Here is a 21,354-nt window from a genome sequence, read left to right as displayed (position 1 = left end):
CGTCGCGACCTCCATGTTGGGCAAGGAAGGAACAAGATGACGATTGCGGGATTGTTTACGAGTGTTGGCGCGCGCTTCGTTTGCAAAGGCCGGCGTGCTTCGGGTGGCAAGCAAAATGAACACGTCGCACTTGGTGCCCGTCTGGCGATTTCTCGGATCGATGCTTCCTTGTCTCAGCAAAGAGCCGCATCTTGCATTGGCATAGGCCTCTATACGTACAAGGACTTCGAGCGCGGCAAGAAGTCGGTCCCTGCTGCCGCACTTGTCAGACTGCAGAAGGCGTTCGGAATCGATGCGGCCTGGGTGCTCCTTGGCACCGAAATGGTGGGATCGCCGACCGAGAGAAGCGCGCTCCGGACGTTTGTCTCGGACCTCGACCGATACATCGGCTCGAGGCAACTAAAGATTGCGCCTGAGCGGAGGGAGGCCATCATCGCGCGCTGGTACCACGCGCGGCTCAAGGGCACAGAGGTCGATCCCGACGATGTTTTTTGCTGGCTCGAGATCCTAGCTGGCTGAACAGCAGGATGGGCGGGAAGCGGTCGTTCGCGGCACTTCGTGCGAACGGCCGCTTTGAAACGGCCACGTGGCCATGTTGGACCAAGTGAGGTGTCGCATGAGGCGCGAATGGCGGAGTCCGCTTCGCCCCCTTCAACCATCAAGACCCGCGCCGTTTCGATCAGACGGGTCCGGACCTGCCCCTCGCGCCGATCAACGCGACCTTCTCTTGCAGTCGGTTCAAACGTCTCTACAGCAAAAATTGAACCGCCGGATGGAGCTCCTGCAATTTCAGGATCTCAAAAATTGACGCGGTCCCCGCCCTTGAGACCCAGGATTTCACGGGCCTCGTCAGGGGTGGCGACCTCGCAACCAAGGTCTTCGACGATACGCCGGATTTTCGAGACTTGCTGAGCATTGCTTTCAGCAAGGCGGCCGCGACCGATGAACAGGCTGTCCTCGAGACCAACGCGAACATTACCACCCATTTGGCTGGCCGTCGTTCCAAGGCTCATCTGAGCGCCGCCGGCTCCGAGGACGGACCAGCGGTAGTCGTCTCCGAACAGCCTGTCGGCGGTCCGCTTCATGAACAAAAGGTTGTCGACCTCGGGTCCGATGCCGCCGAGAATGCCGAAGATGAACTGGATAAAGATCGGTGCTTTGAAAAGCCCGATGTCCATGCAGAAGCGCAGATTATAGCCCACATTCTCCAAGTAAGTCGCTGATTTCGCTGTCGTAATCGTGATATTTCGCATATAAATCATGGCGTTGACGGCTGCGAGGGGCGCGTTTCATGGATCACCTGGAGGGTGCGGGCTTGGCGCGGGGAGATCGGGTTGATTTCGACCGCCGTGTGCGTCTGGAGTTCCGTGGTGCGCAGATCAGTTCAGACGGTGGCCTGCTGGTGATGCGCGAGCTTGATGACGTGCTCGGCCTGTCCAATCTGGCGTCGGAGGCGCTGCGAGACAGCCGCACCGGGAAGAACACGCTCCATCGGCTTGACGGATTGTTCTATAGAGGTGGCCCACATCGTAACATTCGTGCTCGAACTTGATCTGATGGGGTGCGAGTGTTTCGGCGACGGTTTGTATGTCGCGGAATGTGTTGCGGAAAATGTAAGTGTCGGAGTTTTCGACGTAGTCCTTCTCCCAGTCGAATTTCCAGGTCTCGTATCGCTTCGCGAGGGGATGGAAACTGAAGTTCATCGAGCCCATGTTCAGGCTGCACATCTCGGGTGAGAAACGCAGCGCAGGCGCAATGCGCTCTTCGATGGTGTTTTTCAGGCTACCGCCGGTCGAGATGTTCACGACCGCGCCCGTTGCCTGCTTGATCCGTGGCAGAAAGCTCGCGAAGGCGTCGGGATCAATGGTTACGCCACCATCTGCAGGGCGACGCGCGTGCAGATGCAGGATCGACGCCCCCGCCTCCGCCGCAGCGATCGCCTGGGCGGCAATGTCATCGGCAGTGTAAGGAAGTGCGTCCGACATGGTCGGCGTGTGAATGGCACCTGTTACCGCACAGGTGATGATCGTCTTGGGGCGCTTGGCCATGGGATCAGTCCTTTGACGAGGTCGCTTGACGGGCCGCCAGACCCACGACACGGAAAGAAAGCGGGAAGAGTTCGGCGCCGGTCTTTGCCCGGATGAGGCCCCACAAGCCCGCCGGGGCAAAGAGCATGACGGCAATGGCGACCGCGCCGAGAGCGATGAGGTAGACCGTGCCTAGGTCAGCCATCGTTTCGCGCAGGGCAAAAAAGATGAGGGTGCCGAGGATCGGCCCTTCTAGCGTGCCGATACCGCCGATGACCACGATGAAGATGACGAAGGCCGTCCAGTCGTTCGCGCTGAAAGCCGCCTCGGGTGAGATGCGCAGCTTTTGGAGAAAGATCAGTGCACCGACCAAGGTGGTCAGGCCTCCAACCATAACGTAGGTCACGAATTTGGTGCGCCAGATGTCGATCCCGAGACTGCGCGCCGCAAGTTCGTTGTCGCGGATTGCCATCAGTGCGATGCCCTGACGGGAGCGGAGAACCACAAAGGCCGCAGCAAGCACCGCAACCGCGATGCCAAGGGCAAGCCAATAGGCAACCGCCTCACGTGCATCGCGACCGTCGGCCAGCGTCTTGACGATGTCTGCGGGCAAAGATGCGCCAGATCCCCCACCAAGCGCCGGGATCTGTGCAGCGACCAGACGAAACACTTCCGCGATGACCCAAGTCCCGATTGCGAAATATGCGCCGCGAAGGCGAAAGATCAGTGCGGCCACCGGAGCTGAAATTATTGCCCCCGCCACCGCTGCGATCGGAAGCGCGAGATAAATCGGCACACCGAAAAGCATCGTCAGGGCAAAGAAGGCATAGCCGCCAAGTCCCACATAGGCCTGCTGGCCGACTGAAACGAGGCCCGCGTAACCGGCGAGCAGATTCCAGAGCGTTGCAAGCGATGCGTAAAGGAAGATCTCGCCCAGAAGCCGCAGATCGGCGCGTCCAGCCCACCAGGGCGCGGCGACAAGCCCTATCAGTAGGAGCAAGCCGATCATCATCGCGCCCTGCGAAAGGGGAGAAGTGCGTGTCACCTGCATGGCTCAGCCCTCCATCTTCGGGAAAAGGCCGCGTGGGCGGACCGCGAGGATCACAAGGAATACGATGTGCCCAGAAAGGATTTGCAGACTGGGATGGATTTGCCCGCCCAATGCCTGCGAAACCCCAAGAACAATGCCGCCGGCTAGGGTGCCCCAAAGATTTCCAAGCCCGCCGATGATCACCGCTTCAAACCCGAAGATCAGACGACTGCCGCCTACTGCCGGATCGAACGAGGTGCGAATTCCAAGAAAGATTCCGGCCACGGCCGTCACAGCAAGGGAGAGGCCCATGGCAAGGCCAAAGACATGCGCGCGGTTGAGGCCCATGAGCTGGGCAATGTCCTGACGATCAGAGGTGGCGCGGAAGGCGCGACCAAGCGCTGTGTGATAGAACATCCACTGCAACGCACCGATAATCGCAACCGCCGTTATGAAGACGATCAAGGGCAACACACCCACGGTCAACCCGCCCGCCGAAAGGCTTGCTGTTTCAAGGTTGCCCGCCTGAAGTTTCTGTGGGTCAGCGGTGTAAACGGTCAGAAGTCCGTTTTGGATTATGATGGAAAGGCCGAAGGTTACGAGAAGCGGTGGCAGGATATCGTCCCCCATGGTCCGGTTCAGGATGCCGCGCTGAAGGACGTAGCCGATGGCAAACATCGCGGGCACAACCAGCACGAGCGCGACCAACGGATGAAGTCCAAGCGCCGTCGAGGCGGTCAGGCCCAGATAGGCTGCCAAAACGATAAGATCGCCATGCGCGATGTTTACCAAACGCATCACGCCAAAGATGAGGCTGAGCCCCGCCGCAAACAGCGCGTAAAGGCCGCCCAGCAGCGTGCCCTGAAGAATGGCATTTACCCAATCCATACGCGTCACATCCCGAAATAGGCGCGGGAAATCTCTTCCCGCGAGAGAGTGGCCGAAAGGCCCTGCAGCGCCACGCGGCCTTCCTGAAGGCAGTAGACGCGGCTCGTGACCGACAGCGCCTTGGCGATATCCTGCTCGACAATCACCGCTGCCATGCCTTCGCCGACGATACCGGGGAGGGCTTCGTAGATCTGACGGATGATCACCGGAGCAAGACCAAGGCTGATTTCGTCCATCAGGATGAGCTCGGGGTTCGACATGAGCGCGCGCCCGATGGCGACCATCTGTTGCTGTCCACCAGACAGCGAGGTCGACTGTTGATTTCGGCGTTCCTTGAGGATCGGGAAAAGCCGGTAAACAGTATCCAGCGACCACGGCCCCTTGCGCCCGATCTGTCCGCCGATGATGAGGTTCTCTTCGACCGAAAGCGAAGGAAACAAGAGCCTCCCCTCGGGCACCAGGGCGATGCCGAGTGCAGCGACCTGATCCGCACGCAGCCGGCCAATGGCTTGGCCTTTCCAACGGATCGCCTCGGGCCGGTTTTTCAGCAACCCGGCGACAGAGCGCATCAGCGTCGTCTTGCCCGCGCCATTCGCCCCGATTATGGCGACGACCTCGCCCTGATCTACTTGCGCGGACACGCCGTAGAGGGCTTGGAAATCGCGATAGTGCGCGTCGAGGCCTTCAATTTTGAGGATCGGCTCAGGCATCGGCTTCGATCCCCAGATAGATTTCCCGAACCTCGCGGCTGTTCATGATCTCGTGCGGCGTGCCGTCCGCGATCTTTTTGCCGAAGTCGATAACGATCAGACGATCGACCACGGCAAGGAGCGCGTGGACGACATGTTCGATCCAGACGATGGAAACGCCAGTTTCGCGAATGTCCTTGATGGTCTGGATCAGCGATACACATTCGCTTTCAGTCAAACCGCCTGCGATTTCATCGAGCAGCAAGAGCTTGGGTTTTGCGCAAAGAGCGCGTGTCAGTTCAAGACGCTTCCGTTCGAGCAGCGTCAGCCCTTTCGCGAGCGTATTGGATCGGTGCAACAGTCCTGTTCGGTCAAGGATATCAAGGCAAAGCGCCTCTGCGTCCCGCGAAGAGAGTCCGGCACCTTGGGTTGCCGCGACCATGGCATTTTCGAAGACCGTCATGCCCCCAAAGGGCTGGGGAACCTGAAAACTGCGGGCCATGCCGGAACGGCAGCGGCGCGGCGCAGGCCACGAGGTAACATCCTGCCCGCCAAAGAAGATACGCCCGCTGTCAGGGGAAACCGTGCCGGTCACGAGGTTGAACATCGAGGTTTTGCCCGCCCCGTTCGGGCCGATAACACCAAGCGCCTCGCCTGCACTCAAATGCCAGCTTTGGCTGTCGGCCACCGTCACCGCCCCGTAGGCCTTCGATAGATCGTCAAGTCGCAGAATTTCCGTCATGGTTGCCCCGCATGGGTGGAACCCCGCGCGTCCCCAGAGCGACGCGCGGGCATCTCGTTCAGCCCAAAAGCTGCAGCTCGCCGTTCACCGGAATTTCGGGCGCGCTCGAATTCGCGACGATCTTCAGGTCGAGCCCCTTCTCGTCCTTCTGCCATTGGCCGGCGACAAGCGGGGTCTTGGTCACGTTCTTGACCGGCCCTTTGGACCAGTTCACGGGGCCGACGATGGTAGAAAGATCGGTCGCAGCGATTGCCGAAACTATGGCCGCAGGATCTTCGAGATCCTGTGCGCGCGCGACGACATTCGCCACAACTTCGAAGAGTGCGTGCTTGAAGCCGATGGGCTGAGTCCAGGGTCGACCCGTCGCCGCAGTGTAACCGCCGGCCAGATCTGCGGACGACACGCCCGTCAAAGAGGACTTGAACGGATGGTTGGGCGACCACCAGACTTCGGAGGTCAGGCCGATGCCACGATCGCCAAGCCCTTCGATCACGCTGGGGAACAGCAGCGCCTTGCCGATCGTCACCACTTTTGGAGCAAATCCCTGCTGCGCTGCCTGAGCCCAGAACGTGCCGAAATCCGGAGGGATCATATTGCCCGTCACGATCTCGCATCCGGCTTCCTTGAAGGCGGTGATCTGGGCGCTGAAATCGTCGGTCAGGGGTTGGTAGCGACCCGGATCGACCAACGTGTAACCTGCAGCCGCAAGCGGTTTCGGCAGACCGAGCTCGGGATCGCCCCATGCGTTGCCGTCGGCGTCGTTCGGGAACAAGCCAGCCACGGTCTTGCCGGCGCCAGACTTGCCCCAAAGGTCGAGGAATGCGCCGATCACGTCTTCAAGACCCCAGAAGAAGTGATAGGTATTCTCGAAGCCCTTGTCGGGGACACCCCCACGACCAAAGAAATAAGGCTGCCATGGGCAGTCCGTCGTGATGCAGGGTGTGCCGTTCAGTTCCGCCTGGTCGGAAACCGGGTTCACGGTGTCCGGGGTTGATGCCGCGACGATGATATCTACCTCGTCCGACAGGATCAGCTCGCTTGCGACCTCGGCCGCGCGGTTCGGGTTCGACTGGCTGTCCTTCGAGATGATCTCGATTGCCCATGTCTTGCCGTTGTTGTCGATGCCCGCCCCGAATTTTTCGGAAATGGCTTGAAGAATGTAGTCATCTGCCTCGGCAAAGCCGGCGAGCGGGCCGGTGCGGGGGCTGACATGACCGATGCGCAACGTCGGGGTGTCGGCGTAAGCGCGGGTGGACCGCAGAATGGCGGGTGCGGCCAATATGGCGGCCGCTCCAGTCAGAAAACGGCGGCGGTTGGTCAATCGTTGCATAGTCTTCCTCCCTGTTCAGGTTACCTGGCTCTCCTCCGGCCATTCACCCGTCATGCTTCGTTATCGTTCAACAGTCCTTCCAATCGGATCAGATGGCGGGCCACCTTCTCGCGCAGTCGTTTCGCGTCTTCTGGTGTCCATCGCCGGAAGCCTTCACCACTTTTCATTCCGAGTTTCCCCTCGGCCACCAGCCGTTCGAGCAACGGCGACGGACCGGGCCGGTGCTCAAGATCAGCCAAAACGGTGTTGTGAATGTCGAGCGTCAGATCGGTGCCGACGAGATCGGCATTCTCGAGCGGTCCCAGCACAGCCAGACGTCGGCCGAAGCAGGACTTCACGACCGTATCAACCGCTTCAGCATCGCAAATGCCGCGTTCGACGAGCGATACCGCTTCGCGCCAAAGGGCATGCTGCAAACGGTTTCCAATGAATCCGGGAACGTCCTTCTCCACGCGCACGGGCGTCTTGCCTGCATCCATAAGCAACGACATCGTCGCCTCGATCGCGGCTTCCGAGGTGTCAGCGGTGCGGATCACCTCGACGAGCGGGATCAGGTGCGGCGGGTTCCACCAGTGCGTCCCCAATGCGCGGGACTTGACGCGCAAACCCGACATGATTTCCGTGATCGGCATGACGGACGTGTTGGACGCAAGGATGGCATCTGCAGGCGCATATGCCTCGATCTCGGCAAAGATCGCTTGCTTCAAGGCCATTTTTTCCGGAGCAGCTTCGAAGATGAAGGCTGCGTTTTTCACCGCGCCCGGCACGGTGTCGAAAATTTCGATCTTCCTCAGGATTCTCTCGATACGCGCTTCGTCTTCGCCCATGAGGCGGAGGCTATCCGCTATACGGCCTGCTACTGCGGCGCGCGCCTCGGGGATGGAATCCGTTATGGCGACATACTGGCCCGCGCGCGCCAGTGTGAGGGCGATTCCATGGCCCATCAGGCCCGCACCGATCACCGCTGTCTGTAGGTTCTTGACCATAGCTTCAGCCCGCCGTGTATCCGCCATCGGCATAGAGGATGTGGCCGGTGTAAAAGTCCGACGCTCTGGACGACAGGAACAGGAGCGGACCCGCCAGGTCTTCCGGCTCGCCCAGGCGCCCCTTGGGAACTCGCGCAAGAAAGCCGGTCCTGACTTGCTTGGCATTTTCGCTGTCTTCGAACATCCAGGACGTCAAAGGCGAACGGAAAACGGTCGGAGCAATGGCATTGACCGTAATTCCCGTGGGTCCAAGTTCACATCCCAGGGCTTTGGTGATGCCATCGACCGCTGCCTTGCTGGCACAATAGGCCGTGTATCCGGCCGGATGACCAAGCAGCCCGCGCGCAGAAGAGACGAGGACGATCTTTCCGCCGTCCCCTTGCGCTTTCATTTGTTTCGTAGCCGCCCGGGCAAGAAGCCAGCTTTGGGTGACGTTCGCATCCATCACCGACAGAAAGGTTTCCGGATCCATATCTTCGATTTTGGCGACCTTGTTCATACCGGACGCCACGACAAGAATATCGAGCCGGCCAAAGGTGTCCACCGCCGCTTGCACAAGGGCGGCACAGACATCTTCCGAGTCCGGTCGAATGTTGACGCCTTTTGCAGCGGCACCCATCCCCTCGACCTCGGTAACGACCCCGTCCAGTGCTGTCTTGTTGCCGGCAGTCAGAACCAACGAGCAACCGGCGCCCGCCAGCACGCGCGCGGCCACCGCACCAAACGCACCGGAAGCACCTGTGATCAACGCTACCTTACCCTTCACGTCGAACATCGAAAGCGGGTCGGAAAGGGACATCAGTTCACCTTTGGCGGATAAGGGATCACCACCAGCATCTTGCAGACGTGGTTGGACCGGTTGACGATTTCGCGCACCTCGCCCGGCTCGATTGTGCAGCTGTCCATCGCCACCAGGACAGTCTCCTGCCCGCCGACGATCACCGTCATCTCGCCTTCGAGGACGACGTAGACCTTCTCGAACGGCGTTGCGTCGGGCCCCGCTCCGCCGCCGGGCAGGAATTGCGAATAGCCCAGCCACTGGTTGGTCGGACCGCCTTCTTCGAAACCCTGTAAGCGCAGGCCAGAGACGCCCCGATGGTTCGGAGCGTCATAGGGCTTCGCGTCCTGAAAACGCTTCACGAGCATCAGAATGCCTCGCCGCTTTCGATGCGGTATTTACCGCCCTTGTCGATCATGGCGACGAGACGGATGATGCAGCCGTCGCCCCTGTCCCAGTTCCACGGGAAGAAGGCGAAGGTGCAGCGCTTGCCGGTCACGGCATCCAGATCGCCGCCGACATTCTCGATCCCGAGGATGCCGTTCTTGAACAGGATGTTGTGAACCGGTTCCCACTCCGGGAAGTCGTCCTTCCAGTCGCGACCGCCGGACCATTCCTTATATTCTTCGGCCAAGTGCGGTAGTAGTGGACCGTTGCGCTGGGGGCCGATGGCCGTTGCAAGCGGGTGGTCGTTTGCCTGCGTGTCATGACCGACGACCTTCACCCCTTTTTCGACCAGCCAATGACCGGCAGACGGCACGAAGCCAGGGCAATAGGCGAAGTAATCCCCGTCTTCATACTGCTTGTGCCATCCGGTGTTGATGATCAGCACGTCGCCTTTGCGGATGGCATGACCACAGGCCTTCTCGAGGTCTTCGCTGGTGATCGGCTCCCACTTCTTCTTCGGGATCGACACAACGAGGCCCGTCCCGAAGAAATGTGGCAGCGGCACTTCGTCGATGAAGGGCGTCCCCTGAACAACGTGAGCGGGCGCGTCGATGTGGGTGGTGGCGTGCATAGTCGTAGTGATGCGCTGCGACAGCACACCCGATTTGGCCATGTAATGGATGCGCTCGATCTTTACGTCCTGGAAGTAAGGCCAGTTCGGGTGCTGATACCCGAAGCGGTGCGAGAGGTTGTAGAACTCGAGCCCCATACTGTTGTCGAGGTTACCTTCGAACTCGATGCCACGGACCATGACCATGAAATGACTCCTCCGTTCACCGCAGCGCGGCGTTTTTTCCGTTTAGTATTTTCAGGAAGGCTCCCCCGCCTGTCCCGCACATTGATGCATATGAACCGCGATACGGTCAACATATTTCTCACATGTCGGTTCAGCTGCATCGTATTGCAGTTCGCCGCGTTCTGTGATGCACTGAGGCGATACGGGATGCGGCCGGTGTGCTGAAAGGGTCAGTTATGGACGTCGAGGAAATCGACACGGACAAGTCGGGCAATCGCAATGGCATCCAGGTGATCGCCCGCGCCGCGGCAATCCTGCGAACACTGAAGGATGCACCAAGCGGGATGAGCCTTGGCCAGATCGCGGACCGCGCTGAACTGCCCCGCTCGACGGTGCAGCGAATCGTCCAGGCGCTGCAGGAGGAACGATTGGTGATCACTTCGGGCGCAGCCGGAGGAGTCCGCCTCGGGCCTGAGCTGCATTCTTTGGCAGGTGCTGCCCATTACAACATCGTTGATCAGCTTCGTCCGCCTCTTCAGGAACTGATGGAAGAGACCGGCGAGACGGTTGATCTTTCCGTGCTGCGTGGCGGCCGGATGATTTTCCTCGATCAGGTGCAGGGCACGCATCGGCTTCGTGCCGTGTCGTCAGTCGGCGAGGTGTTTCCGGTAACTTCAACAGCTAACGGTCGTGCCTGCCTTGCCCTTATGTCCGAGAGCGAGGCGCGGAAGATCGCCGAAAACGAGTGGGAACGACTGGGGCAACCAAGCGACTGGCCCGGCCTTTCCAAGGCTCTCACGAAAGCCCGGGCTCTTGGACTTGCTGAGGATCATGACGACCACACCGAAGGTATCAGTGCCCTTGGATTTGCGTTTGTGGATTCCGTCGGCGACCTTCACGCGGTTTCGGTTCCGGTTCCCAGTCCTCGATATATCAATCAAAAACCGATCGTCACGGCAGCCCTTCTCCGGCTCCGGTCTGAGCTCCCGCGCCTGCTTGGGTTGTGACGATTTTCGATCTGTAGTTCGTGATCAACCATCCGTATCGGATGTCGAGGGCAACTTAGGGTCTTGTCAGAAGAACCTGGCTTGAGCCGGGATGGGCTGCGGTTTAGTGGCCGGCCATGCCCCAACGCTCCCTGTTCCGCTATTCCAACACCAGCCCCGAGATCATCCGCCTTGCCGTGATGATGCAAGGTTGGTGACGCAAAGGGGCAACGTCGTGCACGCCATGCGCTCCGGCCTGCAAAAGAGATTGCTGCTGAGGTGCAGCGAAAGTCTACTTTGCACCGCGGTCCCGATCTCCGAAAAACAGCAATTTTTGCGCTCGCCGCGAATGTCCGGTTCGACGGGCCGCGCCGCGGCATCGGTAGTGTAATGGAGGTCGGCTTAGGGCCGCAATCGACGCTCACCCCGACAGTCAAGCGCGACCGGCTTCTTTGTCCAGCAACCCCTGCAGCAGCGCCAGCCGGTCCCCGCCGAAATCACCGACCCCGAGCCTCAACCCCTTCATGGCGCGGACGAAGAACTGGCGGAAATCCTTTCGTTCTTCGCACCAGGCAAGGAGCTTCACCCCCTGCGGCGGATGCACCAGGGCCAGTGGCAGTACGGTGCGCGTGGTCTCTTGGCCCGAAAGGTCGACGTAGCCGAAGGCCACCGGCTGGCTGGCGCGGATCGCCCCGTGGAGGACAGCAAGATCGGCAGCGGCAGCCTCAGTCAAATCCCCGTGCCAATAGGCAGCGGGACGCACGTCCAGCAACTGATAAATGCGGCCGAGAAGGGCGGCTTCGGGGTCGGTTTCCGCGAGGCGGGCCAGCGTCGCTTCGGCGGTTGCCGCGGCTACCGGATCGCCGCGGTGGCGTGCAAGGGCAAGCCCGCGAAGGGCAGCGTCACGCAGTTCGTGATCCAGGGGAGATGCTGGTTGGGCTGCAACGCCGGCCGCGGCACTCTGCGCAAAGCCGATTGCAGCGGCCAGCCCGGCAAGCCGGGTGCCGAGGGCACGACGAGTCAGGGTCAAGGGCAGGGGGCGACCGGGTCGCATGGCAAAACCTCCTGAGCACTGGAAAAGGTGCCCTTAATCGCACGGCAGGGGGCGTTTGGTCCAGTATTTTCACGGAAACCGACTGCCAGAGACTCTGGAAACTGCCCGTATCTGACAAGCCCAGAGTGCTCGAAACGACGGACTGCGTCCCTTGTCCAATCCCGGATGGTGTCACAGCTCCATGCCGGTAAGCTTCTGCGAAAACTTGCTCATCTTGGCGACCGCGATCGTGACGGATGGCTTGAGCACATCGAGATCAACCTCGCGCGCGGCAATCGCCTTTCCTTCAACCTCCACGTCGGCATCGGTTTGTGCCCGCACCGCCTTCGCGGAGACCCCCTGCCGCGCCACTATCTCGGTCGCGAGCTTCGGCTCACGCTCCACCAAGGTGTCCGCCTTGGCCTTCTCCGGTCGCACAAAATCGACGACCATCTTTTCGGCCAGCCGCCGCTCCAGCGCTTCCATTCGCTCGGTCAGCACCTGAACCGCGGCTGCTTCCTTGGGCGGATAGGGCAGGGGCCCGGACTGCGCCTCAAAGAGCGTCTTGAAGGTCGGGTCCTGGAAGTACACGATCCGATGGACGAGGAGCGGATTCTGCCGTTCCGGGATGAGGATCGCCTGATCCGGGTTCAAGCGGCGCACCTCGTCGGGGGTCAGGAGCGGCCGCTCCTCCATGCGTCGACTAACCGACCGCCGCTGCATGAAGTCCCGATCCCGCGATACGCTGTCCGACACCGAGAGCTTCGTGGTCTTTCCCAGTGCGTCCGAGATCTCCCCGGCCGTCTTCTTGTCGTTGGCCGCGAGGTAAAGCTTCATGCCGGCGGCGGACTCGAGGGACATGCGGATGTTTTCGCCATAGATGTTGTCGAGGCCGGGGATCGACTGGGTGATGATCGACACTCGCGCGCCGTGACCGGCGAGCTGTTTCAGGGCCTGCTCGACGATGGGCATGGGCCCCAACTGGTCGAATTCATCTAGCATAACCATGACGGGCCAGGGCTCGGTCTTCGGGTCGGGAAGGGTGGAACGCATCGTGGCGATGAGCTCGCCGAAAAACAGACGAACGAGCGGCGACAAGGTGCGGATGTCATCGGCGTTGACGACGACATAGATCGACATCGGGCGCTTGCGGAGATCCGTGAAGGAGAAGTCGTTGCCAGAGGTAGCGCGATCTACCGCGGGGTTGTTCCAGAGCGTCATGCCCGCGCCACCAAGGACTGAAGCGTGAGAGGACAGGGTCCGGTCAGAATAGCCCGCGAACTTCCGGAAGGTCTGGGCGGCGTTGGGGTGTTTCACCTCCTCGGCATGCTCCCCGTAGATCTCCTGGGTCGCACCACGACCAAAGAGGATGCGGCTGATTTCGCCGATGGTGGGCCTGCCTCGCTCAATGGCAAGAAGCCCTGCGGCGACGAACAGCTCGCGCCCTTCGGTCAGGAAGTCGCCAGCCGTCCCCTTGTCCGAGACCGTCAAGAAATAGTCCGAGATCTTGGCGAGTTCGGTGTATCGCTGTTCGAGATTTTCAATGCGTGCGACGCGCTCGAGCGGGTTGTAGCGATGGGTCGGGTGTTCAAAATCGAAAGGCGAGAAGCGATAGACCGCGTCGCCTTCGGCCTGCCGGTGCCGGGACGTGGCCTCGAAAATCTCCCCCTTCACGTCGAGAACGACGATGCTGCCGTTGAACAGAAGCGTGTTCGGGATGACATAGCCCACGCCCTTGCCGGCGCGGGTGGGCGCGACGACGAGACAATGCGGGAATTTCTGGAAAGTGGCGCTGACGTAAGGCGCGCGCTTTGAGGGAGCCGCGAGTTTGCCGAAGACCATCCCTGCGCCCAAAGGCTGCAGAAGGCCATTCGCCTTCATCTCGGGTCGGGCCTGGAACTTGGCCTGACCATAGCCCGTGAGTTGCTGGCGGAAGGTCAGGGCGACGGCGGCGATTGTGAAGACCACGGTCGAGGCACCGACGATCTGCCAGGGCAGAACCCAAGGCACGGAGGTCAGCCGGGCGAAGCCGGGGAATTCCTCGATCAGGACAAAGATGCCGGTCGCGTTCGGATCGCGGCCAAGGATCAGGTTCAGAACGAGGCCGCCGGCAATGAGGCCGACCAGAGCACCAGCCGTCAAGCCGAGCGGGAGCAACAGCGCAATACGTTGCATGGTCAGAACTCCCTGTCCTTGGCATGCGCCCGGTCAGGGACAGGCGCGCGCGCATGTTCCGGCGGCTTGTTCGCGGCCTCGGCAGCCATCCGGCGCTCTGCAGCCTCGACCTCATGGGCGCTGAGGCCGAGGGAAGGGTGTTCCTTTGCCGCGGAAACAACGGCCGCTGCCATAGCCTGGCGGGCGCTCGCGTCGGGAACATCCTTGGCCAAGGCATCGGTGCGTCCGGCGACGATGTCTTTCAGTACGGTGGCGCCATAGCGCTCCTTCATCTCTTCCGCGAAATCCCGCGCTTGCGTCTCATTGCGGAAGGCGACGGAACCTTGCTGGGCATGGAGCTTTGCCATCCTGTCCAAGGCTTCGAACATGGGATCGGGGGCTCGCGAAACGTCGATGCCGCGGGCGGACTGGATCATCTCGGCGGCACGTTCGTAGAAGCGATCCAGGCGTTCCGCTGCCGCGCTGCGGCCTTGCGGGTTGTCGAGGTCATAGCCGTGACGCTTGGCGACGTCGGTGAGATCGGATTTCACCCAAGCTTCTTCTTCGCGGGCATTGGCGGCACCAGTTTCGAGACGCTTGCCAAGCTTTTCGGCGTCGATGCCTGCGAGGCGGGCGTTGAGGGTCAGACTTGTCTGCAGATTGCCGGCGCCGCCCGTTTGAAGTGCCGTTTCTTCGCCTGCTATCGACAACGTGGTTGGGCTGATCGCAGTGCTGTAGAGCGTCGAGCGGGGAGGGGCCTCGCGCCCAGCGTGATCTCTATCGAGACCAAGGGCTGCCGCGGCTTCCTGGGCGATTCCCCGCATTTCGGATCGCAGCTCTTCCTGTCGGTCCGACGGCAATCGATCAATCCGGGCGCTTGACTGCGCGATCCAAGCGGAGATCGCCCGCGCGGGATCAGCCGTGAAGTCGCTGCGCAACCTTTCTTCTTCGACATGGGCCGTGAGAACCGGGCTTTCAGCCAAATGCTTGGCCAAGGCCTCACTCAGGGGCCCTTCATCCGGGAACTTGGCCAACACCTCAACACTCCCATCGCGGCCATAGGAGGTGACGGCCAGGAGTTCATCGGGCAGAAAGCCTCTCGAACCTTCGCCGTCGACAAACCGGCCGGTGCCAAGGGTGGCTTCGGCATCGGCGATATGCTCGGCCACGACCTGCCGAAACGCGGTATCGGCGAGCAGACGTTCGGCAAGATCGCGACTCGCTTCCGTGTCTCGGCCAAGGGTCAGGACGAGTTGGGCCTCTTCGCCCGCGTAGATCGCGGTTTCCGGGCGGGGGAGTTCCGGCTGTTCGCGATGCTCCAATACGAGGCCCGAGGGCACGCGGTCCGCATCATCGTCCGTGTCATGCTCCATCGCCGCGGCCCGGCTGATGGCAATCTCGAGCCCCTCTTCGCCGCCTTCGTAGAAATCCCAGGCGTGGCGCAGGGCATCGCGGCTGGTCGCAAAGGCCCGGTCCGAAAAGCTGATCTCCGTCTCTCCTTCCGGCACCCTTGCCTCAAAGCCTGCATGTAGACCCCTGTCGGTTGCGACAGTCACTGGGCGCAATTCAACATTCCGGTCCGTGGTCACCCAATCTCCGGTCGCAACCACTTGCGGCTTCTCCGCCGTGGCGACCTGACCAACCTGCGCTTCCGCTTCCACCACCCCTTCCCGCGCCTTCACTGCCGCCTGCAAAATGGGTCCTGGCGCAGGTTCCTCCGTCCGCTCTGACCAAAGGCTTGCTGCCTTCTCGGGTTCGCGGCGCGCGAAGGCCTCGAGGTCGTCTTTCAGCCCGGCGTCCAGCCGCTCGAGGACATTTGCGCCATCCCGCCCAAGTGCGACCTTCTCAAGCCGCTCGGTGATCGAAGCCTCCATTGCCGCCAAAAACCCGGCCCGGAATTCTGTGTCAGAGGCGTGCGAGTCCGGCAGCGTTTTGAAATACCGCGTCTCGCCGCTCTCGTGCTGCCCATGGAGTTCCGTCCGGGCCATGGTCCTGGCGGTGTTGCCATCGACATGGGTGACCGAAGGCCGCTCAGCCGGATCGGCCCGGAAGAAGGCCTCACCCGCAAGACGTGGATCTTCGAACTTCTGGGAAGACCCGGAGAAGGTCAAGCGGACCGAGAAGTATTCCTTCTTCCGTTCTGCGGCCGCTCGGGTCACACCTGCCTCGGGCTCCGGGGCGGCGGTACGCCCTGTGGACCCTTTCAGATGCTGGCCGTCAATTTCCTGGTCCATGAATGCAACCTTTCGGCCCGCTGGCCGTTCAAGAGAGGAAAGGGAGGGGCGGGGACCGCAGCCCGTCAGTTCTCGAGCCCGGGGAAATACATCTCCATGATCCCGCGGCGGTCGCCCTGGCGGCCCATCTGCAGGATCACGTCGATCGAGGTCTCGAGGTAACGGATGACCTCGGCGAAACTGAGCTTGGTGCCCTGCGCCATGACGAGAAGTGCCAGCCGGTCCATGGCTTTGCGCGCCGAATGGGCGTGGAGCGTGGTGAAAGAGCCGGAATGGCCGGTGTTGATCGCATCGAGAAACGTCACGGCCTCGGACCCGCGCAATTCGCCGAGGATGATCCGGTCGGGCCGAAGACGCAGGGTCGCCTGCAGAAGCTTGTCGGCCGAGCGAGGCGAGGCCTCGTCACGCTGCGCGATCAGGCTCACGGTATTGGGCTGACCGGGCAGGAGTTCGAGGGAATCCTCAATGGTCACGATGCGCTCTTCTGGGGCGACCATCTCCAGAAGTTTGCGGCCAAGCTCGGTCTTTCCGGTCGAGGTGCCGCCCGAGACGATGACGTTCAGCCGCTCGGTGACGAGACGCAAGAGGAAGGCATTGACATCAGTCCCCTCCGACCCGGCGCGGATTTCCGCGACCATGAGCCGCCGCTCCTCTTCCAGGGATTTCTCTTGCCCGCGCAAGAAGCTGAACGATCGCGGTGCGCGCCTCTGGTCCCCCTGCCGCGACCGAAACACCCGGATGCCAATGACTGTGCCGCCGGAGACGGCGGGGGTGCCCACCACCTGACAGCGCAACATCAGTTCGCGGTAGCGGACCGCCGCCGAGACGAGGGGCACGCTTTCGGTAAATGTGTTCGCGGTCGAATTGGCGATCTGGGCGGCGAGATCGCGCACCGAGCGCGCGGGCAGGGGTGCAAGCCCGCTCGGGCCCATGTGGATCTGCCCCGACCGCTCCACCCAGATCGTGCCATCGGCATTGATCGCAAGTTCCATGACGGCCGGGTCGGCGAGTGCCGCGTCGAGCTGCCCGAGATAGGTATCGAGGTAGCTCATCAGTAGAACTCGATGTCGGCGTCGACCCGGACCATGACGACAGCCCCCTGATTGACGCTGATCGTCGGCGGGATGCGCAGATAATCGGCCATGACATCATTCACCGCCTCGCCAAGGTCATTGCCGACACTCTCTGCAGTGTCGGATGCCACCTCGTCGCCTTCGTATCGGCTGGCCGCGATGGCAGGGACGGCCCCGATCACTGAGATCAGGGCGGCGGTGCCGAAGCGCTGCAGGAAGTGGTTGCGCACCTTGCCGGGCAGACCCGAGCGCCCGATGCGGTCCGTGCCGTAGGCTGCGAGTTCCACGGATTGGCCATCGGTGGTCACGATCCGGTCCCAGGCGATCAGCACCCGGCGTTGACCGGCATCGACCTCGGAATCGTAACGGCCAAAGAGACGGGAGCCGCGTGGGATGAGGACGCGGGACATATCGAAGGACCAGACATCGTGACTGACGATGGCGGCAACGTTGCCGGAAAGACCGGTGCTGACGGCGGTTTCAAGCGAGGCCTCGATCAGGGTGCCTTGCATCACGGTATAGGCGGGATTGGCGATCACCTCCGCCTGCCGGACCTCGGCCGATTTTGCCCCCGCGCGCCGGAAGGCCTCATCGCCCGTGACAGCGGCCCCTCCACCTCCGGGACCGGCCGCCGGGGCTGCGCCACCCGACTCCCCGCCCATATCCATAGAAGAGCGCATCGCGACCATGTCGGAATGGATTTGGGCTTCTTTCAGCATCTCGGCTTCCTGGCGCTTGCGGGCCAGTTCCTCTTCGCGGGCTCGGGCCGCTTCGGCCTCCGCGTCACCCTCGACGAGAGCTTTGGTTTCAAGTTCGGTCTGGAGCCGGATGTTTTCGCGTTCGAGGTCGGACAGAGCCGCCTCCCGCGCCTTGGCATCGGTATCGAGGGCCGCGACCTGTGCTTTCAGATCGGCGAGCGCCGCCTCATCGGTGACGGTTATGGGATTGGCTTTCAGATCGGCGATCTGGGCGTTCAGCGCCTCGATCTCGGCCTTGAGCCGATCCGCTTCGGAAGTATCCGGGACGGCCGGGACGATCTGCGGCTTTTCCTTCGTGATTGAAAAACCGTCGGCACCTTGCGCTCCTTGGAAGTCACTGACCGAGGCGGTTTCGAGCGCGGGTGAGGGCGCTGGGGCCTCCGGTGCGGCGAGGACAAGCCAGGCCCCAACGCCGACGCCCGCCACGGCGGTCACTGCCGAGAGGGCGTAGGGGTTGACGCCGCGTCGGCGTTTTGGGAGCTCGGAGGGTTTCATACGAGCCATGCGCGCGGCGAGTTTGCCGTCCTGATCTTCTTCACTCATTGGCCGACACCCGCTACCGCGGTGACACAGACATACTCATCCCCGTAGCGCAGGACCCAGCGTTCGGAACGGGAACTGACGGTGATCGTGGTGCCGCGCACGGCGGAGTTGACCGAATATTCCTGCCCCTTGGCATCGGCCCGGAAGATTGTCGGCATCGGCGCGCCAGGCGGGATGGCAAAGATGGTCTTCCGCCCATCGTCAGAGATCGACACTGGCGCGAAGTCGGGGAGCCGCCTACCCTTTTTCATGACCTTGTAGGTCATCGGCAGGGCCGCCGGAATGTCGGTTCCGGGCGACGTGGCCCGGGCGCTGCCCGGGACCGTGAACTTCACGGAATAGTTCGGACTGCCCTTCGCGCTTTCGGTCACCTGCAGGAAATAGATGTTCTTCTGGGTCTCGACCGTCAGGTTGGTCGTGGCGCCCGCCACCACCGGCTTGATGATGAAGAGGTTCGACCGCTCGAGTTTGTCGATCTTGAAGCTTTCGAGATCGCCGATGGCGATGGACTGGATTTTCTCACCATCGCCCAGTTCGACGAGGGTCACGGTCCGAAGCCGCGTGGTGATCCGGTAGACCTGACCTTCCTGATACGTGGCATAGGTCACCCGGGCATCATGGCTGCCTGATTTCGGGGCGGTCTCGGCAAAGGCGGGCAGGGCCGCGAGGCTGGCCACAAGACCCGCCGTGAGGAATGTGAAGCGTCGGGTCATGTCAGCCTTCCGAAGGGGTGAGGGCCTCGGATGTGAGGCGATAATCGGTGACGAGGAATCCGGTCGGGTTTTGCCAGACGAGATCGAGTGTGGTCTGTTTCGTGGGCTCGAACCGGTAGGTAACGGTCGCGGTAAACTTGCCTTCCCGGTCCGGAATACCCTCGCCATCCGAGACCCAGGTCTTGGTGAAGCGGACTTGTGCTGTGGTCTCGGTCACCGGCGTGATCGAGAGGATGTCGACCCGGACCTTGGAACTCTCGCCGTAGAGCTTTGGCGGGTAGTTCGGATGCCCCTCGGTCCAGAGCGCCACGAGGGACGCCTTCGCATTGGCCTCGGACCAGGTATAGGCACGAAGGATCCGTTCCTCGTTGTCGTGTTGGTCATAGGTTTCGCGGTCGGTGACATAGGCGAAGAGGAGGCTTTGACGGATGGCCTCGGCCTGTTCCATTCCGGCCTTCTCGACGGCGACCACCCGCTCGGCCACGCCGGTGTCCTTGTCGACGATGGCGAGGAAGGCTTCTGTCTCTTTCAGGGGCAGGAGGGAGACGACGGCAATCATCCCCATGAGGCCGATGGCGAGACCGCCGCCCGCCACGGCATAGGCGATGCGTTCGCGTTTCTTCACACCGAAGAACATCTCGGCTTCGAGAAAACTTCTCAATTCAGGGGGTGAACCTGTCATGGTCTTGCTCCGGAAAATGGGGTTTGGCGCGGCTGGCGGTGGCTCGATCAGCTGTCGCGGATGAACTGGCCGAGCCGCATGCGGGCGGCATGGCCTCGCTCGGCATCCGACCGCGCCTGATCGCGCAAATGGTGATGTTCGGTCTTGCCGGTCATGAAGCCTGAGCGGAACTCGTTCATGCGCCTGGCGGAATAGTCGCTGGCTTTTTCGAGAGGCTTGCCCGCAACCCGGAGGGCTTGGGGCGCGATGCTGGCGAGGCTGATCTGGCCGGTGATATGCGTCACGGCATTCGGTATGGCCTTCAGGGCGAAGATGCCCACAAAGACGATGACGAAGAAACCGAGGATCGAGCCGAGATCGGTGACCGCATCTGCGTTCCGAAACACATCATGCGCGACGGTCACGACGGCAACGATGATCCCTGCGGAGGCAACCGGGTACATCAGGTAGCCGATCATCGCCGAGAGCCAGGCCTCGAAGATGCCTTTGGTCTTCTCGAAGATCGTGGCCCCGATGGCGAGCGGGGCGACACCCAGAAGGAAGGCGATCATCAGCTTGGCGAAGCCGACGATGAAAACATAGACCGCCATCAGGATGCCGAGGACCACATAGAGGATGGCGGCAACGAACCCCCGCATGATCGAGGACATGGCAGAGGAAACGCTATCGACGTTCCCGGCCATCATGTTGGCCATGTCATCCATGGCTGCTGTGGCGGAGGTCGCGACACCGCTGCCGCCAAGGCGGAAATATTCCAGCGCCAGATCGCTCAGACCATTGCTGGCGGCCTGATAGATCTGGCTGAAGTTCGACCAGGTAAGACCGAACATCAGCACCATCACGATGCGGAAAGCGAGCTGCACAGCATCGCGCATGGCGATCCGGTAGACGTTGAGGGCGGCATTGATCCCGACCATGACGAGGAGGAGGGCAAGGAGGCTCGAATAGATCGGGCCGACGGCGCTGGCCGTTGCTTCGAAAAACCGTTGGCCCGCCGCCGTGATCGCCGCATCCAAAGTCGTCAGAATGGTCGAGACGCTGTCCATCAGAAAGAACCGCCACACATGGTCTCGGCGATGGGAAACAGCTCATTCGAGGCGTCGAAGACCGCCTTGGTGTCCTGCCAGCTCAGAGGCTCTGTTCCGGTTTCTTTGCGGATAGATGCTGCAATGAGGTCCACGTCGGACCAGGCTGCAACTTTCCCTGCACAGGTGCAGTCGCTTGTGGCGATCACGTTCCGCACCTTCACGTAGCCATAGATATCCCGATATGCGCGTGCCTCCGGCCCTTTCTGGCTCAGGGCATATTCCGGCGGCCACTGGGCCTCGCAGTTGCGGAACTCTTCGTTCACCGCACCCGGGATCGGCTGGACATCGTCCGGCAAAACGACCTTCGGCAGGACGTCGAGAAAGGACTCTTCCTGCACCAGATCGGCCGGGGCAGGGGTTTCGGCCCTGGCCATCCCCGCCAGCAGGGTCGCCAGGATCAGTGCCGCGCTGAACGGCTTACCTTGAAACTTGTCCAT

Annotated in this window: 20 protein-coding genes and 3 pseudogenes; 3 read left to right on the top strand and 20 right to left on the bottom strand. The window is 61.7% G+C overall.

All coding sequences use genetic code 11. The features are described from left to right. Window positions 1–36: 36 nt before the first annotated feature. Window positions 37–519, top strand: a complete 483-nt coding sequence (locus tag FOA17_RS19630; protein WP_149143182.1) for a helix-turn-helix domain-containing protein — start codon at window positions 37–39, stop codon at window positions 517–519. A 278-nt stretch (window positions 520–797) separates the two neighbouring features. Here the strand turns inward: FOA17_RS19630 and FOA17_RS19625 are convergent. After that, a pseudogene (locus FOA17_RS19625) lies at window positions 798–1,196 on the bottom strand (beta-keto acid cleavage family enzyme); the annotation flags it as partial. 95 nt (window positions 1,197–1,291) lie between these two features. Between FOA17_RS19625 and FOA17_RS19620 the strand changes: the two are divergent. After that, a pseudogene (locus FOA17_RS19620) lies at window positions 1,292–1,510 on the top strand (transposase); the annotation flags it as partial. Window positions 1,511–1,526: 16 nt separating this feature from the next. On the opposite strand, the pseudogene FOA17_RS19615 reads toward FOA17_RS19620, so the two are convergent. From FOA17_RS19615 to FOA17_RS19570, 10 genes and pseudogenes are all read right to left on the bottom strand, one after another. Beyond that, window positions 1,527–2,048: pseudogene (locus FOA17_RS19615) on the bottom strand (beta-keto acid cleavage family enzyme); the annotation flags it as partial. A 4-nt stretch (window positions 2,049–2,052) separates the two neighbouring features. Beyond that, window positions 2,053–3,078 (bottom strand): branched-chain amino acid ABC transporter permease, encoded by a 1,026-nt coding sequence (locus tag FOA17_RS19610; RefSeq protein ID WP_149143181.1) that lies wholly within the window; start codon window positions 3,076–3,078, stop codon window positions 2,053–2,055. A 3-nt stretch (window positions 3,079–3,081) separates the two neighbouring features. Continuing rightward, window positions 3,082–3,945, bottom strand: a complete 864-nt coding sequence (locus FOA17_RS19605; protein WP_149143180.1) for a branched-chain amino acid ABC transporter permease — start codon at window positions 3,943–3,945, stop codon at window positions 3,082–3,084. A 5-nt stretch (window positions 3,946–3,950) separates the two neighbouring features. Further along, window positions 3,951–4,655: an ABC transporter ATP-binding protein gene (locus FOA17_RS19600; protein ID WP_149143179.1), complete on the bottom strand. Its 705-nt coding sequence runs from the start codon at window positions 4,653–4,655 to the stop codon at window positions 3,951–3,953. Next, on the bottom strand, window positions 4,648–5,376 hold the full coding sequence (locus tag FOA17_RS19595) for an ABC transporter ATP-binding protein (RefSeq protein WP_149143178.1): 729 nt from the start codon (window positions 5,374–5,376) through the stop codon (window positions 4,648–4,650). Before FOA17_RS19595 ends, FOA17_RS19600 begins: the two co-directional genes overlap by 8 nt. 58 nt (window positions 5,377–5,434) lie before the next feature. Then, complete coding sequence (locus FOA17_RS19590; RefSeq protein ID WP_149143177.1) at window positions 5,435–6,706, bottom strand: ABC transporter substrate-binding protein; 1,272 nt, start codon at window positions 6,704–6,706, stop codon at window positions 5,435–5,437. Window positions 6,707–6,756: 50 nt separating this feature from the next. Then, a complete protein-coding gene (locus tag FOA17_RS19585; RefSeq protein ID WP_238991907.1) occupies window positions 6,757–7,719 on the bottom strand; it encodes a 3-hydroxyacyl-CoA dehydrogenase family protein in 963 nt (320 codons plus the stop codon). Continuing rightward, complete coding sequence (locus tag FOA17_RS19580; RefSeq protein WP_149143176.1) at window positions 7,697–8,491, bottom strand: SDR family NAD(P)-dependent oxidoreductase; 795 nt, start codon at window positions 8,489–8,491, stop codon at window positions 7,697–7,699. The genes FOA17_RS19585 and FOA17_RS19580 overlap by 23 nt, the downstream gene beginning before the upstream one ends. Next, window positions 8,491–8,838 carry a cupin domain-containing protein gene (locus FOA17_RS19575; protein ID WP_149143175.1) on the bottom strand — a complete coding sequence of 116 codons (348 nt, stop codon included), beginning with the start codon at window positions 8,836–8,838 and terminating at the stop codon, window positions 8,491–8,493. The genes FOA17_RS19580 and FOA17_RS19575 overlap by 1 nt, the downstream gene beginning before the upstream one ends. Beyond that, window positions 8,838–9,674, bottom strand: coding sequence for a cyclase family protein (locus FOA17_RS19570; protein WP_162528328.1), 837 nt, complete (start codon window positions 9,672–9,674; stop codon window positions 8,838–8,840). Before FOA17_RS19570 ends, FOA17_RS19575 begins: the two co-directional genes overlap by 1 nt. A gap of 215 nt (window positions 9,675–9,889) precedes the next feature. Here FOA17_RS19570 and FOA17_RS19565 point away from each other — a divergent pair, with 215 nt between their 5' ends. Further along, window positions 9,890–10,660: an IclR family transcriptional regulator gene (locus FOA17_RS19565; RefSeq protein ID WP_149143174.1), complete on the top strand. Its 771-nt coding sequence runs from the start codon at window positions 9,890–9,892 to the stop codon at window positions 10,658–10,660. Between the two features lie 412 nt (window positions 10,661–11,072). On the opposite strand, the gene FOA17_RS19560 is transcribed toward FOA17_RS19565, so the two are convergent. The 9 genes from FOA17_RS19560 to FOA17_RS19520 all read right to left on the bottom strand — a co-directional run bounded on the left by FOA17_RS19560 (window position 11,073) and on the right by FOA17_RS19520 (window position 21,354). Further along, a complete protein-coding gene (locus FOA17_RS19560) occupies window positions 11,073–11,669 on the bottom strand; it encodes a WYL domain-containing protein (RefSeq protein WP_203232361.1) in 597 nt (198 codons plus the stop codon). Window positions 11,670–11,864: 195 nt separating this feature from the next. Then, entirely contained in the window at window positions 11,865–13,847 is a 1,983-nt protein-coding gene (locus tag FOA17_RS19555) for a type IV secretory system conjugative DNA transfer family protein (protein ID WP_149143172.1), read from the bottom strand. A gap of 2 nt (window positions 13,848–13,849) precedes the next feature. After that, window positions 13,850–16,060 (bottom strand): hypothetical protein, encoded by a 2,211-nt coding sequence (locus FOA17_RS19550; protein ID WP_149143171.1) that lies wholly within the window; start codon window positions 16,058–16,060, stop codon window positions 13,850–13,852. Window positions 16,061–16,125: 65 nt separating this feature from the next. Further along, entirely contained in the window at window positions 16,126–17,112 is a 987-nt protein-coding gene (locus FOA17_RS19545) for an ATPase, T2SS/T4P/T4SS family (RefSeq protein WP_149143170.1), read from the bottom strand. Beyond that, complete coding sequence (locus FOA17_RS19540; RefSeq protein WP_149143169.1) at window positions 17,112–18,434, bottom strand: TraB/TrbI/VirB10 family type IV secretion system protein; 1,323 nt, start codon at window positions 18,432–18,434, stop codon at window positions 17,112–17,114. Before FOA17_RS19540 ends, FOA17_RS19545 begins: the two co-directional genes overlap by 1 nt. Next, on the bottom strand, window positions 18,431–19,147 hold the full coding sequence (locus FOA17_RS19535; RefSeq protein WP_149143168.1) for a TrbG/VirB9 family P-type conjugative transfer protein: 717 nt from the start codon (window positions 19,145–19,147) through the stop codon (window positions 18,431–18,433). Before FOA17_RS19535 ends, FOA17_RS19540 begins: the two co-directional genes overlap by 4 nt. A 1-nt stretch (window position 19,148) precedes the next feature. Beyond that, a complete protein-coding gene (locus FOA17_RS19530) occupies window positions 19,149–19,829 on the bottom strand; it encodes a VirB8 family type IV secretion system protein (RefSeq protein WP_149143167.1) in 681 nt (226 codons plus the stop codon). Between the two features lie 47 nt (window positions 19,830–19,876). Further along, the gene (locus FOA17_RS19525) at window positions 19,877–20,875 is read right to left on the bottom strand and encodes a TrbL/VirB6 family protein (RefSeq protein ID WP_149143166.1); all 999 of its coding nucleotides are present in this window, start codon (window positions 20,873–20,875) and stop codon (window positions 19,877–19,879) included. After that, window positions 20,875–21,354 carry a hypothetical protein gene (locus FOA17_RS19520; protein ID WP_162528327.1) on the bottom strand — a complete coding sequence of 160 codons (480 nt, stop codon included), beginning with the start codon at window positions 21,352–21,354 and terminating at the stop codon, window positions 20,875–20,877. Before FOA17_RS19520 ends, FOA17_RS19525 begins: the two co-directional genes overlap by 1 nt.

The organism is Gemmobacter caeruleus, assembly GCF_008271655.1.
Classification (GTDB): domain Bacteria; phylum Pseudomonadota; class Alphaproteobacteria; order Rhodobacterales; family Rhodobacteraceae; genus Gemmobacter; species Gemmobacter caeruleus.
This window is presented reverse-complemented; position numbering and strand designations above follow the sequence as displayed.